The sequence below is a fragment of the Mesorhizobium sp. M0664 genome, from assembly GCF_040320565.1.
Taxonomy (GTDB): domain Bacteria; phylum Pseudomonadota; class Alphaproteobacteria; order Rhizobiales; family Rhizobiaceae; genus Mesorhizobium.
In genome coordinates, this window is sequence record NZ_JAMYPW010000004.1 from 147641 (window position 1) to 160879 (window position 13239).

Sequence of the window (13239 nt, forward strand, 5' to 3'; positions counted from 1 at the left end):
TGAGTGTCGGCTACCGCTCCCGACCATGACGAAAGACGACCAAATGGCGTTCGAAGCTGCACTTATTGCCCGGGCAGTTCCGCTCGAGGCGCTGCTGAGGCGGTTGCTCGACGGACGGACGCTTTCGGGCGAGGTCGCGCGGCCCGAACGCCTGATGGCGGCAATGCGACATGGCGTGCTGAACGGCGGCAAACGACTGCGTCCCTTCCTGGTCATGGAAAGTGCTGCACTGTTTTCAGCCGACGGCGAGGCGGCGCTGCGCGTCGCGGCGGCGCTCGAATGCGTGCACTGCTATTCGCTCATCCATGACGATCTGCCGGCCATGGACGACGACGATTTGCGCCGCGGCCAGCCGACCGTGCACAGGGCTTTCGATGAGGCGACCGCCATTCTTGCGGGCGACGCCTTGCTGACACTTGCCTTCGACATCCTTGCCGACGAGGCGACAATGCTGCCGGCCGAGCGCAGGGCAACGCTGGTGCTGGCACTGGCCCGCGCCGCCGGGGCGGGAAGCATGGTCGGCGGCCAGATGCTCGATCTCGAAGCCGAACAAAGCCGGCCGGACGAGGCCGGCATCATCCGGCTTCAGGCGATGAAAACCGGTGCGCTGATCCGCTTTGCCTGCGAAGCGGGCGCTATCCTTGCCGGCGCGCCGTCGGGCGACCGCGAAAGGCTGGCCGAGTTCGGCTCGGCGATCGGGCTTGCCTTTCAGCTTGCCGACGATCTGCTCGACCTGACCGCCGACGCGCATCAGATGGGCAAGGCGACCGGCAAGGATGCCGCGGCCGGCAAGGCGACGCTGGTCGCGCTGCACGGACCGGACTGGGCGCGGGGCCAGCTCCATGGCCTCGTTGACCAGGCTCATGCGTTGCTCGAACCTTTTGGCGAGCAAGCTGCGCTTCTGAAACAAGCGGCGCAGTTCGTAGCGGCCCGCAACAATTAAGCGCGCCCCTATGGCGCGCCGGAGAATTGGCGACTGATCGGCCGAACGTCCTCGCAACCGGCCGATCGGGATCATTTCCGGCGATGTCGGACCACATGGACCCGCCACACCAGTTGCCGAGCCATTCTTCAGCCTCGCGGCAGGGTTCCGCGGCTCGGGTGGACAGCGGTCAGCCTTCGCCAGTTGTCTTTTCCACCACGGGCTGCGGAACCGGTTCCATCTCGGCCGCCGCCTCGACCGCCCGCGCCTCGGCCGGCTTGCGCCGGTTGCGGATGAAGGCGGCGATGCGGTCGCGGATTTCGCCGGCGCTGAGAAACACCGGAACGCGCGCCACCGGCGCGGTCGGCTCAAAGGACAGGCCAAGGCCGGTGATCCTGCCCTTGTCGTCGACGTCGCGGACGATCAGCTCGATCGGACCGAGCAGCACGCGGTCGGCGTATTCGGCGTGGCCGCCGAGCCGGGTAGTGACCAGGTCGCCAATGCTGAGCTTGCGTTCCGCTTCGGTCAGGCCCGGCGCGTAGGCGGTCTCCAGTTCCTCGGCGGGGCGTGACGGATCGACGGCGAAGGCGCCGAAGAAATCAGCGTCCTCGGGATCGACCACGGCACGGCTAGCGAACAGCTTGTCGAGCAGGCGCGGATAGCGGTCCGGCACGAAGATGTAGACATGGTCGCCGGCGGTCAGCCTGCCCATGTCCTGGAAGCGCATCGAGCGTCCGTCGCGCAGCACCAGCGAGGGCCGCGCCCAGCGCGGAATGCGCTCGCCGCGCGCCACCGGGCTGCCGGGCGCCACGCGGTAGGCAAGCAGCTCGTGATGGGCGGAACCCGGCAGTTCGAGTTCGACCTTGTCCAGCGGCCCGAGGCGGGCCGGCACGATCAGGCCGAGGCGGCGCGCCAGCGGGCCGACGGTCCATCCCTGCACGACCAGCGAGACCAGCACGACGATGAAGGCGATGTTGAAGATGAAGCGGCCGTTCTCCAGGCCGCCGAGCATCGGGGTGATGGCGAGCAGGATCGACACGGCGCCGCGCAGGCCGACCCAGGAGATGAAGGCGATCTCGGGGCGCGGCAGGCGAAACGGGATCAGGCAGAGCCAGACGGCGATCGGCCGCGCGACGAAGATCAGGAACAGGCCGAGCAGCACCGCCGGCACCAGGAGCGCCGGAAATTGTGACGGCGTGGCGAACAGGCCGAGGATCAGGAACATGATGATCTGCGCCAGCCACGACATGCCGTCCTGAAAGCGCTTGAGGATGGTGACGGCGCGGATGTCGGAATTGCCGGCAACCAGGCCGGCGAGATAGACCGCCAGGAAGCCGGAGCCGCCAATGGCGCCGGCGGCGGCGAACACCATCAGCGACAAGGTCAGCACGAAGATCGGCAGCAGGCCGTGATCGAGATTGAGCCGGTCGACGAGGCGCACGATGGCGAGGCCGCCGAGCACGCCGACAACGGCGCCAAGCCCCATACTGATGAGGAAGCCGAGGAAAAGGTCGGTAACCAGCATCTTGGCTTCAGGGTTGGCGTGAGCCGCGATGATCTCGACCAGGGTGATGGTCAGGAAGATGGCGATCGGATCATTGGTGCCGGACTCCACTTCGAGCGTGGAGCGCACACGCTCGCGCAGATTGATCTCGCCGGCGCGCAGCAGGAAGAAGACCGCTGCCGCGTCGGTCGAGGCGACGGCAGCACCCAGCAGGAAGGATTCCAGCCAGGTGAGATCGAGAAAATAGTGGGCGGCGGCACCGAACAGGCCGGTGGTCAGCAACACGCCGAAGGTTGCCAGCGACAGCGCCGGTGCTGCCGCCTGCCGCAAGGCGTTGAGCGGCGTGCCGAAACCGGAATCGAACAGGATGACGGCCAGCGCCAATGAGCCGGCAAAATAAGCCAGCCGCGCATTGTCGAACTCGATGCCGAGGCCGTCGGTTCCGGTGGCGAGGCCGATGCACAAAAACAGCAGCAGGAGAGGGGCGCCGAAGCGGAAGGCGATCAGGCTCGAAAACGCGGCGGCAACGACGAGCGCGGTGCCGACCAGCGTTACGAGATAGATCGCATGCTCCATCCGAATTTGCCCCTCACATTCGTGTCCCTCTCGAATTGCGGGAGAGTGAGGCGAAGACGTGACCAGTGCAAGGCGGGAGGGTGGCTTTTTGGTCTATGCCGCTGATTTTCGCAGGTTTTGACGCCCGGAGCGCAATCGCGCCGACCAAAGCGTGGGGCGGTCCTGCTCCAACAAAAACGCCCGGACGAAGCCGGGCGTTTCAGGTCGCGATGGGGAAGATCAGGCGATGGTCTTGCCGAAGGCGACCGCTGTGTCGCCCATGCGGTTGGAGAAGCCCCATTCATTGTCGTACCAGGACAGGACCGAAACGAAGTTGCCATCCATGACCTTGGTTTGGTCGAGCGCCATGACCGAGGAACGCGGATCGTGGTTGAAGTCGATCGAGACATTCGGATGGTGAGTGACGCCGAGAATGCCCTTCAGCTTGCCGTTGGAAGCGGCGATCACCGCCTCGTTGATTTCCTGCACGGTGGTCGAACGCTTGGCGATGAATTTGAAGTCGACGACCGACACGTTGGGGGTCGGCACGCGGATCGAGATGCCGTCGAGCTTGCCCTTGAGGTCGGGCAGCACCAGCCCGATCGCCTTGGCCGCACCGGTCGAGGTCGGGATCTGCGACAGGGCCGCGGCACGGGCGCGGTAGAGATCCTTGTGCATGGTGTCCAGCGTCGGCTGGTCGCCGGTGTAGGAGTGGATCGTAGTCATCATGCCCTTTTCGATGCCGACGGCGTCGTGCAGCACGGCCGCCAGCGGCGCCAGGCAGTTGGTGGTGCAGGACGCGTTGGAGATGACGATGTGGTCCTTGGTCAGCTTGTCGTGGTTGATGCCATAGACGACAGTGAGGTCGGCGCCCTCGGCCGGCGCCGAGACGACGACGCGCTTGGCGCCGGCAGTCAGGTGCGCGGCGGCCTTGTCGCGCGCGGTGAAGATGCCGGTGCATTCGAGCGCGATGTCGATGCCGAGTTCCTTCCACGGCAGCTGCGTCGGATCCTTGATCGCGGTGACCTTGAATTTTTCCTTGCCGACGGTGATCTGGTCGCCGGAGACCGTCACTTCATGCGGGAAGCGGCCATGCACGCTGTCGTAGCGCAAGAGATGCGCGTTGGTCTCGACAGGACCGAGGTCGTTGACGGCGACGACGTCGATGTCCTTGCGGCCGGATTCATGGATGGCGCGCAGGATGTTGCGGCCGATGCGGCCGAATCCGTTGATGGCAACTCTGACGGTCATTGTTCTCTCCCTGGGAGTTGGAGGCCGAAGATCAAGTCCGCAGCTTCATAACGGCGGACGGGCAAAGAATCCAGCCGCCGAGGCGTGGATTTAAATCGATTAGTGTTCCACCGCCCGGCAAAACCGCTATGCCAGCCTTTGCCGGGCGGGGCTCACTTTCATTTGCCATGCAGACGGGCTTCCGCCGCCTTCACCGTTGCCTCGGCTGTGATGCCGAAATGCGGGTAGAGCTGTTCGATGGTGCCGGAGGCGCCGAAGCCGGTCATGCCGACAAAGATGCCGTCGGTGCCGATGAAGTGATCCCAGCCCTGACGGATGCCGGCTTCGATGGCAATCTTGAGCGGCGCATTGCCGATCGTCCTGCTGCGATAGTCGGCGCTCTGCTTGTCGAACAATTCGAAACACGGCACCGAGACGACGCGGGTCGCGTGGCCGTGCTTTTCCAAGGCCTCGCGGGCGGCCAGCGCGATCTCGACCTCGGAGCCCGACGCGAAGATCGTCACCGCCGCCTCGCCACTGGCGGCGGCAAGTTCATAGGCGCCGCGGCTGGAGAGGTTTTCCGCAACGAAGTCGTTGCGTACCGTCGGCAGGTTCTGCCGGGTCAGCGCCAATGTCGAAGGCGTCTTTTCCGACTCAATGGCCAACTGCCAGCATTCCGCGGTTTCCACCGCATCGGCGGGGCGGAAGACATTGTGGTTCGGAATGGCGCGAAGTGCTGCCAGATGCTCGACCGGCTGATGGGTCGGGCCGTCTTCGCCAAGGCCGATGGAATCATGGGTCATGACGAAGATCGAGCGGATGCCCATCAGCGAAGCAAGCCGCATCGCCGGACGGGCATAGTCGGAAAAGCACATGAAAGTGCCGCCATAGGCGATAATGCCGCCATGCAATGTCAGCCCGTTGAGCGCGGCCGCCATGCCGTGCTCGCGAACGCCGTAATGAACGTAGCGCTGGCCGTAATCGTCGGCGGTGATGTTCTTGGTCTGGCTGGTCTTGGTGTTGTTGGAGCCGGTCAAATCGGCCGAGCCGCCGATGGTTTCGGGCACGGCGCCGTTGATGACCTCCAGCGCCATTTCCGATGACTTACGGGTGGCGACCTTCGGCTTGTCGGCGGCGAGCTTCTTCTTGTAATCGCCAATGACGGCGTCGAAGTTGGCCGGCAGCGTGCCACTGATGCGGCGTTCGAACTCGCTGCGCAATTTGGCATCAGCCTTGGCAAGGCGGCTTTCCCAGTCAGTGCGCGCCTTGACGCCTGTCCGCCCGGCGGTACGCCATGCGTCGAGGATATCGGCCGGAACCTCGAAGGGCGGATAATCCCAGCCGAAGAATTTTCTGGCGCCAGCGATTTCCTCGGCGCCGAGCGGCGAGCCATGCGCCTTGTTGGTGCCGGCCTTGGTCGGCGCGCCGAAGCCGATGGTCGTCTTGCAGGCGATCATCGTCGGCTTGTCGGAGTGGCGGGCCGCTTCGATGGCATAGGCGATCGCTTCCGGGTCCTGGCCGTCGATATGGCTGGCATTCCAGCCGGACGCCTGGAAGCGGGCGACCTGATCGGTGTTATCGGCGAGCGACACCGGGCCATCGATCGAGATGTTGTTGTTGTCCCAGAAGACGATCAGCTTGTTCAGTTTCAGATGCCCGGCAAGCGCGATGGCTTCCTGGGATACGCCTTCCATCAGGCAGCCGTCGCCGGCCAGCACATAGGTGTAGTGGTCGACGAGATCTTTGCCGAAAGCGGCATTCATGATGCGCTCGCCGAGCGCGAAGCCGACCGAATTGGCAAGGCCCTGGCCGAGTGGGCCGGTCGTCGTCTCAATGCCCGCGGCATGGCCGTATTCCGGGTGGCCCGCCGTCCTCGACCCCAATTGGCGGAACTGCTTGATCTGGTCGATGGTGATGTCTTCGTAGCCGGTCAGATAGAGCAGCGAGTAAAGCAGCATCGATCCGTGGCCGGCCGACAGGATAAAGCGGTCGCGGTCCGGCCAATGCGGGTTTTTCGGATCGTATTTGAGAAAGCGGGTGAACAGCACCGTGGCGATGTCGGCGCAGCCCATGGGCAGTCCGGGGTGGCCGGAATTTGCCTTCTCGACGGCGTCCATGGCGAGAAAACGGATCGCATTGGCCATCCGGTCATGTTGTTCGCGCGAGGTCATGCTTCCTCCAAAATGGGGGTTTGGGCCTTGGGAAAGCCCTTGAAAAGGGTGCGCGACACATAGCAGGCGCGGCCTTTTAGTCAACAAATCGGTGTGCTTTTGCCGGTCTTGTGATGGCCGTGCGCGACTTACATTAGCGTTAGCAGGGGACAGTCGCGACAGCTTTATTGACGTGCGGTTCACACGACGCGTAATGTTTCAGGGATAACGCGTTCTGAACGTGGATGATTCGGTGATGGGCAGGGCGCAGGACGAAAGCCATGACCGGGGAAACGACCCTCAAGGAAGTCATTGCCAGGCTGGGTAAGGCCATCGAAGGGCTGGAAAACGCCGTCGCGGCCAAGCTTGAGCATGAGCGGGACTATTCGGAAGCCGAGGCCGAAGTGCAGCGGATGAACGCCGACCGCTCGCGGCTGGCGCAGGAGCTCGACAATTCCGAGGCCCGCGCCGAACGGCTGGAAGATGCCAACAAGGAAGTGTCGCGAAGGCTGGTGACAGCTATGGAAACCATCCGCGCGGTACTGGACAGGTAGGCCAATGGCACAAGTCACGGTTTCCATCGACGGCAAGCAGTATCGGATGGCCTGCGACGAGGGCCAGGAAGAGCATCTGATCGATCTTGCCGAGCGCTTCGACCGCTATGTCTCGCATCTGAAGGATTCTTTTGGCGAGATCGGCGACCAGCGGCTGACCGTGATGGCCGGCATCATGGTCATGGACGAGCTTTCGGAACTGCAGAAGCGGGTCAAGGGCATGGAAAGCGAAGTGCTGACGCTGCGCAAGACGCGCGACGACGCACTGACCAAGGCCGACAAGAACGATTCCGTGCTGACCGGGGCGCTCGGCGCACTGGCCCAGCGCATGGAAGACCTGGCGACGACGCTGGCAGTGAACAAGGCCTGAACCAGCGCAGCGAAAATTCCTGCTGCATTTGCCGAGAAGCAATGAAAATATTTCGCCGCCGGCCTTGATGCCGGCGCAACAGGCGTTTGAAGGATGACGCCGGAGTGATAGAAAGGCAAAAGCAGCGCCGGGCAACGCCGGCTGCGATCTGCACGCACAGGGTAAGGGACACGTCATGAGCCTTCGCATCAACGATATCGCACCGGACTTCACCGCTGAGACCACGCAAGGACCGATCAGCTTCCATGAATGGATCGGCGACGGCTGGGCGGTATTGTTCAGCCATCCGAAGAACTTTACGCCGGTTTGCACGACCGAACTCGGCACAATGGCCGGGCTCGAAGGCGAGTTCAGGAAGCGCAACGTCAAGATCATCGGCATCTCGGTCGATCCCGTCCAAAGCCATGAAAAGTGGCAGAACGACATCAAGACCGCGACCGGTCATTCGGTGAACTACCCGCTGATCGGCGACAAGGATCTCAAGGTCGCCAAGCTTTACGAGATGCTGCCGGCGGGTGCCGGCGAGAGCTCGGAAGGCCGCACGCCCGCCGACAATGCCACGGTGCGTTCGGTTTACGTCATCGGGCCCGACAAGAAGATCAAGCTGGTTCTCACCTACCCGATGACGACGGGCCGCAACTTCGACGAAATCCTGCGCGCCATCGATTCCATGCAGCTGACCGCCAAGCACCAGGTGGCGACGCCGGCGAACTGGAAGCAGGGCGAGGACGTCATCATCACCGCTGCCGTCTCGAATGAGGATGCCATCAAGCGCTTCGGCGCCTATGAGACGATCCTGCCATATCTCAGGAAAACCAAGCAGCCTTCCGCCTGAGCAGGCAGAGGCGGCACAGAGAGTTTTCGGTTTTCCTGGCCGTGTGAGCATGGGGTGCTTGACGATGCCTGGTTGACGGACAACCATGCCTTTAATTTGCCGTGGCAGAGAAAATCCTTCCTGCCGTGGTGAGGGGCGAAGGAGGCTGGATTGGACGCATTATCGGCCAGGTCGCAGGTCACCGGCTTCTATGACAAGCCGAGCGGGTCCGTCCAGTATGTGGTCGCCGACATGGCGACCCGCAAATGCGCTATCATCGATCCGGTGCTCGACTTCGACGAAAGGTCCGGTGCAACGGCAACGAAAAACGCCGACGCCCTGCTCGACTTCGTCAGGGAAAGCGGGCTGGAGGTCGAGTGGATCCTCGACACGCATCCGCATGCGGATCATTTCTCCGCCGCCCATTATCTGAGGGGGAGAACCGGAGCGCCGACGGCAATCGGCGAGAAGGTCATCAACGTCCAGAAATTGTGGAAGGTGATCTACAACTGGCCGGAATTCCCCGCCGACGGTTCGCAATGGGACAGGCTGTTCGCCAACGGCGCAACTTTTTCGGTCGGCGGCATTGCGGCAAGAGTGCTGTTCTCGCCGGGCCACACACTGGCCTCGATCACTTACGTCATTGGCGACGCCGCCTTCATCCACGACACGCTGTTCATGCCGGACAGCGGCACCGCAAGGACAGACTTTCCGGGCGGCAGTGCCGAGCGGCTCTGGCGTTCGATCGAGGACATCCTGGCGCTGCCGGACGAGACACGTCTGTTCGTCGGTCACGACTACCAGCCGGGCGGTCGCGAAGCGCGGTGGGAAAGCACGGTCGCGGAGCAGAAAGCCGGCAACATCCATGTTGCCGGCTGCAAGACGGAAGCCGACTTCGTCGCGCTCCGCCAAGCCCGCGACAGGACGTTGCCGATGCCGCGGCTGATCCTGCACGCGCTGCAGGTCAATATGAATGGCGGACGCCTGCCGGAACCGGAATCCAACGGGCAGCGCTATCTGAAGTTTCCGCTCGATTGCCTGTGAGAGGATGGGTCGCTGGCACTACAATGCCATTCAGACTCGGCGCCGCCCTCATCGTTCTGCGATGGTCATCCAAGCTATTGATCCTGATTCGATTTTTGCGATGTTTGAATCCGATAGGTCTATGCGGGACGACGGTGGCGGCAGCCGGATGAGGAGCAGCGCAGACGCCAGCCAGTCGAGCGTCAGGGTTTTGTTCGGCGGGCTAAATGTTCATACATGATTTGCCAAGGATCGCTCTCGGAAGATCTTTCCTCGCCGATCCAATGGAAGCTGGTGGCAGTGATCTCGGTGAAACGCCATCGAGTTTGCAGACCGCGCGAGTCATTGCCGAGCTGGACAATGTCCTTACCCTCGGCCCGCCCGATCTGGCGCGAGTGATCCCGGTTGAGCGGGTCGTTCCATATGATATGCCAGCCATCGATCCCAGGGTCGAAGATGCGCAAGGTTGTGCCATACATCGCGGACGGAGCAGGGCGCTTGGGCCTGATCCAAACGTCCTGAATCGCGCGGCCTTCGAGCACCCAGCCAAAATGGCATTCGCCATCCCATTTCTGGATTGTGCCGTCGTCGAGGTAGTGGACCGAGTCCATCTCCCAGCTTCCAATTAGCCATCCATACAGGGCCATGTCTTTCGCTCGATCGGCTGGCGGACCGTCGGATCCGAGGGCGGCCAGAAACGGAGAAATCGTCATCATCACACTGCCTTTCGTTTCCAATAGACGAACTCAACTGCCCGACGGACCGTTGTCGCGCCCGCCTGCCGCAAGCGCCGGGTTGTGGAATGCCGCGGTCGGCGCCGCAACATTGCCGCCACAGCTTGCAGCCTTGCGGTTTTCAGGGCTTGGGGAAAATTGCGACAATGCCGCTATCAATGAGATCGTCTGGGGACGCCTGGCAAGGCTACTGAGCAGTTAGGGCGACGGATCGGACATCCGCGAAGGCGCCGCGGAACCGGCAACCCGCTAATGCATGTCGCGCAAAAGTGTGCAGCGGTTTTGCGATAACGACATGCATAAAAACAAGAATCTAAAGCGCGCCGCACAAGGCCGGCCCGAACGCGACGCGCTTTAGAAAAAAACGGCGGCGCCAGTTACCTGACGCCGCCGTTATTTGTTTCTACCGGAAGGCCTTACGCCGCCGGCTGCGCCTCGATGGTGCGCAGCGCCTGCGTCTGGCGCTTGGCTGCGGCCTTGACCGCGTCCTGCACCTTCTCGAAGGCGCGCACCTCGATCTGGCGCACGCGCTCGCGGCTGATATCGAACTCGGCCGACAGCTCTTCAAGCGTCAACGGCTCATCGGCGAGGCGGCGCGCCTCGAAGATGCGGCGTTCGCGGTCGTTGAGCACGGCAAGAGCGCCCGACAGCATGCCGCGCCGGTTTTCCAGCTCGTCCTGCTCGATCAGCATCTCTTCCTGGCTTTCGTGGTCGTCGACCAGCCAGTCCTGCCATTCGCCGGACTCGCCTTCACTGGCCCGGATGGGCGCATTGAGCGAGGCGTCGCCCGACAGGCGGCGGTTCATCGACACGACTTCCGCTTCCGAGACGTTCAGCCGGGTGGCAATCTCGGTGATCTGGTCCGGCTTCAAATCGCCTTCATCGAGCGCCTGGATCTTGCCCTTCACCTTGCGCAGGTTGAAGAACAGGCGCTTCTGGTTGGCGGTGGTGCCCATCTTGACCAGGCTCCACGAGCGCAGGATGTATTCCTGGATCGAGGCCTTGATCCACCACATCGCATAGGTGGCGAGACGGAAGCCGCGCTCCGGTTCGAATTTCTTGACGGCCTGCATCAGGCCGACATTGCCTTCCGAGATCACCTCGCCGATCGGCAGGCCGTAACCGCGATAGCCCATGGCGATCTTGGCGACGAGCCGAAGGTGGCTGGTGACGAGCTTGTGCGCAGCCGTCGTGTCCTCATGCTCGGCGTAGCGCTTGGCGAGCATGTACTCTTCCTGCGGCTGAAGCATCGGAAAGCGGCGGATTTCTTCCAGGTAGCGGCTGAGACCGCCTTCGCCGGAAACGATACTGGGTAATGACTGGGCCATGATAGCGCCCCCTCTCTATTGGAGTGATGCCCCCGAAACGCGGCGGGCATGTGGCGCGAATGCCAAAGGCACATTCGCGCCAACCGACATATATAGGAACAAAACCAGAAAGACAGGCATTTGTTCAACACGAAACAGTGTGTCACGTTGAAGTGAACAACGCCGGTCAGGTTTTCAGGTGGCTGGTTCAGAGCTTGCGGAAGCCGTCGACGAGTTCCTCCATGTCCCACGGTATCGGTGCTTCGAACCTCATCGTTAGATGGGTATCGGGATGGCGAAATGCAAGGAGGCGGGCGTGCAAAGCTTGTCGCGGAAACGCCTTTACCTTGCTTCTTAGCGGCTCGGGCAACCGATTGGCCTTGGTGCGGAAAGCCTGACCGTATTCGGGGTCGCCAATCACCGGATGGCCGATATGGGCCATGTGGACGCGTATCTGGTGAGTGCGACCGGTTTCCAGCCGGCATTCGACCAGGCTCGCCATGGCGAATTCCTGCTGCTGCTCGCCAAAGCGCTCAACGACGGTGAAATGCGTGACGGCGTGGCGGGCATCGTCGCGGCCTTGCGGCACCACGGCGCGGCGTACCCGGTCGGCGGCGCGGCCGAGCGGCGCGTCGACGGTCCCGGTCGGCCTTGCCGGTATGCCCCAGACCAACGCCAGATAGGCCCGCTCGAGATCGCCGGTCAGGCCGTGGTCGGCAAAGGCCTCCGACAACGCCTTGTGGGCGCGATCGGTCTTGGCGACGACCATGACGCCGCTGGTCTCCTTGTCGAGGCGATGGACGATGCCCGGCCGTCTCACCCCGCCGATGCCAGACAGGCTGTCGCCGCAATGATGGATCAGCGCGTTGACCAGCGTGCCGGTCCAGTTGCCGGCGCCGGGATGAACGACCAGCCCGGCCGGCTTGTTGATGACGATCAGCTCGCTGTCCTCGTAGAGGACGTCCAGCGCAATATCTTCGCCTTGCGGCGCCGCCGGTTCCGGCTCCGGCATATCAACCGACACGCTGTCACCTTGCGCCATCTTGCGCTTCGTTTCGCTGGCTGGCTTGCCGCCGATCCTGACGGCGCCCTGCTTTATCAGCATCTGTACCCGGCTGCGCGACATGTCGGGGCCGAGCCTGGCCGCCAGCCATTGGTCGAGCCGCTGGCCGGCCGCATCAGCGCCCGCCTCCAGGACGATCGGTCCGGCCCCTATTAATTGTCTGACCACTTCGTTATGAGCGCTCATCGAAAACAGTTCCGGAATCTGCTGCCATGGCCCGGCCGCTTGCCGACGAAGACGAGGAAAAGCCGCTCGACCCCGAGGTCGAAAAGGTGCGGAGGAAGCTCGTCCGCTTCGTCGCCATCAATCTCGGCCTGCTGTTCCTCGCCCTTATGGTGGTGATCGCGGCACTTGTCTACAAAGCGCGCAACGCGCCGCCTGCCGCCCCTCCGCTAAGCAGCGACATCCAGGTGCCGATCGGCGAGACGGTCAACGGCGACATCGTGCTGCCGGTCGGCGCCAGGGTGATCAGCCAATCGCTGTCCGGCAATCACCTGTCGATCGACGCAGAGCTGCCCGACGGCAGCCGCGCCATCTTCGTCTATGACATCACCGAGCGCCGCATCGTTGGCCATTTTTCGATCAGGAACAAATGACCGGTTTTGCCGAATACCGCAGCATTGCCACGGTCGCGCTTGTCGTCGCAAATTATGACGAGGCGATCTCGTGGTATGTCGACCGGCTGGGTTTTGTGCTCGCCGAAGATGTCGATCTCGGCGGCGGCAAACGCTGGGTCACGATCACGCCGTGCAACGGACAGGGTGCGCGGCTGCTTCTCGCCGAGGCATCCGGCGATGCGCAAAGGCACGCCATCGGCAACCAGACCGGCGGCCGGGTCTTTCTGTTCCTCGAAACCGACGATTTTGCCCGCGACTATGCGCTGATGCTCGAAAAGGGCGTTGAGTTCCGTGAGGCGCCCCGGCACGAGACCTATGGCACTGTGGCGGTTTTCGCAGATCTCTATGGAAATCTCTGGGACCTGATCGAGCCAAAACGCTAGGCTTGCAGCGGAT

Annotated in this window: 13 protein-coding genes; 7 read left to right on the top strand and 6 right to left on the bottom strand. The window is 62.9% G+C overall.

What is annotated here, in order from left to right:
- Positions 1 to 25: 25 nt before the first annotated feature.
- Entirely contained in the window at positions 26 to 943 is a 918-nt protein-coding gene (locus NKI39_RS08470; protein WP_352457948.1) for a polyprenyl synthetase family protein, read from the top strand.
- 169 nt (positions 944 to 1112) lie between these two features.
- On the opposite strand, the gene NKI39_RS08475 is transcribed toward NKI39_RS08470, so the two are convergent.
- From NKI39_RS08475 to tkt, 3 genes are all read right to left on the bottom strand, one after another.
- Positions 1113 to 3002, bottom strand: coding sequence for a potassium/proton antiporter (locus NKI39_RS08475; protein ID WP_352831389.1), 1890 nt, complete (start codon positions 3000 to 3002; stop codon positions 1113 to 1115).
- 219 nt (positions 3003 to 3221) lie between these two features.
- Entirely contained in the window at positions 3222 to 4232 is a 1011-nt protein-coding gene (gene gap / locus NKI39_RS08480; protein ID WP_352831391.1) for a type I glyceraldehyde-3-phosphate dehydrogenase, read from the bottom strand.
- Between the two features lie 158 nt (positions 4233 to 4390).
- Positions 4391 to 6382 (bottom strand): transketolase, encoded by a 1992-nt coding sequence (gene tkt / locus NKI39_RS08485; protein WP_352613495.1) that lies wholly within the window; start codon positions 6380 to 6382, stop codon positions 4391 to 4393.
- A gap of 260 nt (positions 6383 to 6642) precedes the next feature.
- Between tkt and NKI39_RS08490 the strand changes: the two genes are divergently transcribed.
- From NKI39_RS08490 to NKI39_RS08505, 4 genes are all read left to right on the top strand, one after another.
- Positions 6643 to 6915, top strand: coding sequence for a DUF4164 domain-containing protein (locus NKI39_RS08490; protein ID WP_006200774.1), 273 nt, complete (start codon positions 6643 to 6645; stop codon positions 6913 to 6915).
- A gap of 4 nt (positions 6916 to 6919) precedes the next feature.
- Complete coding sequence (locus tag NKI39_RS08495) at positions 6920 to 7285, top strand: cell division protein ZapA (RefSeq protein WP_254816554.1); 366 nt, start codon at positions 6920 to 6922, stop codon at positions 7283 to 7285.
- 175 nt (positions 7286 to 7460) lie between these two features.
- Complete coding sequence (locus tag NKI39_RS08500; RefSeq protein ID WP_023678511.1) at positions 7461 to 8120, top strand: peroxiredoxin; 660 nt, start codon at positions 7461 to 7463, stop codon at positions 8118 to 8120.
- A 150-nt stretch (positions 8121 to 8270) separates the two neighbouring features.
- Positions 8271 to 9143, top strand: a complete 873-nt coding sequence (locus NKI39_RS08505; protein ID WP_352831393.1) for an MBL fold metallo-hydrolase — start codon at positions 8271 to 8273, stop codon at positions 9141 to 9143.
- A 182-nt stretch (positions 9144 to 9325) separates the two neighbouring features.
- On the opposite strand, the gene NKI39_RS08510 is transcribed toward NKI39_RS08505, so the two are convergent.
- The 3 genes from NKI39_RS08510 to NKI39_RS08520 all read right to left on the bottom strand — a co-directional run bounded on the left by NKI39_RS08510 (position 9326) and on the right by NKI39_RS08520 (position 12412).
- Positions 9326 to 9859 (bottom strand): hypothetical protein, encoded by a 534-nt coding sequence (locus NKI39_RS08510; RefSeq protein ID WP_352831394.1) that lies wholly within the window; start codon positions 9857 to 9859, stop codon positions 9326 to 9328.
- Positions 9860 to 10272: 413 nt separating this feature from the next.
- Entirely contained in the window at positions 10273 to 11184 is a 912-nt protein-coding gene (gene rpoH, locus NKI39_RS08515; RefSeq protein WP_023678514.1) for an RNA polymerase sigma factor RpoH, read from the bottom strand.
- A 187-nt stretch (positions 11185 to 11371) separates the two neighbouring features.
- Positions 11372 to 12412, bottom strand: a complete 1041-nt coding sequence (locus tag NKI39_RS08520) for an RluA family pseudouridine synthase (RefSeq protein ID WP_352540247.1) — start codon at positions 12410 to 12412, stop codon at positions 11372 to 11374.
- A 26-nt stretch (positions 12413 to 12438) separates the two neighbouring features.
- Between NKI39_RS08520 and NKI39_RS08525 the strand changes: the two genes are divergently transcribed.
- Both NKI39_RS08525 and NKI39_RS08530 read left to right on the top strand, forming a co-directional pair.
- Positions 12439 to 12822, top strand: a complete 384-nt coding sequence (locus tag NKI39_RS08525) for a fimbrial protein (protein WP_352540246.1) — start codon at positions 12439 to 12441, stop codon at positions 12820 to 12822.
- Positions 12819 to 13226 carry a VOC family protein gene (locus NKI39_RS08530; protein WP_352817759.1) on the top strand — a complete coding sequence of 136 codons (408 nt, stop codon included), beginning with the start codon at positions 12819 to 12821 and terminating at the stop codon, positions 13224 to 13226. Before NKI39_RS08525 ends, NKI39_RS08530 begins: the two co-directional genes overlap by 4 nt.
- Positions 13227 to 13239: the final 13 nt, after the last annotated feature.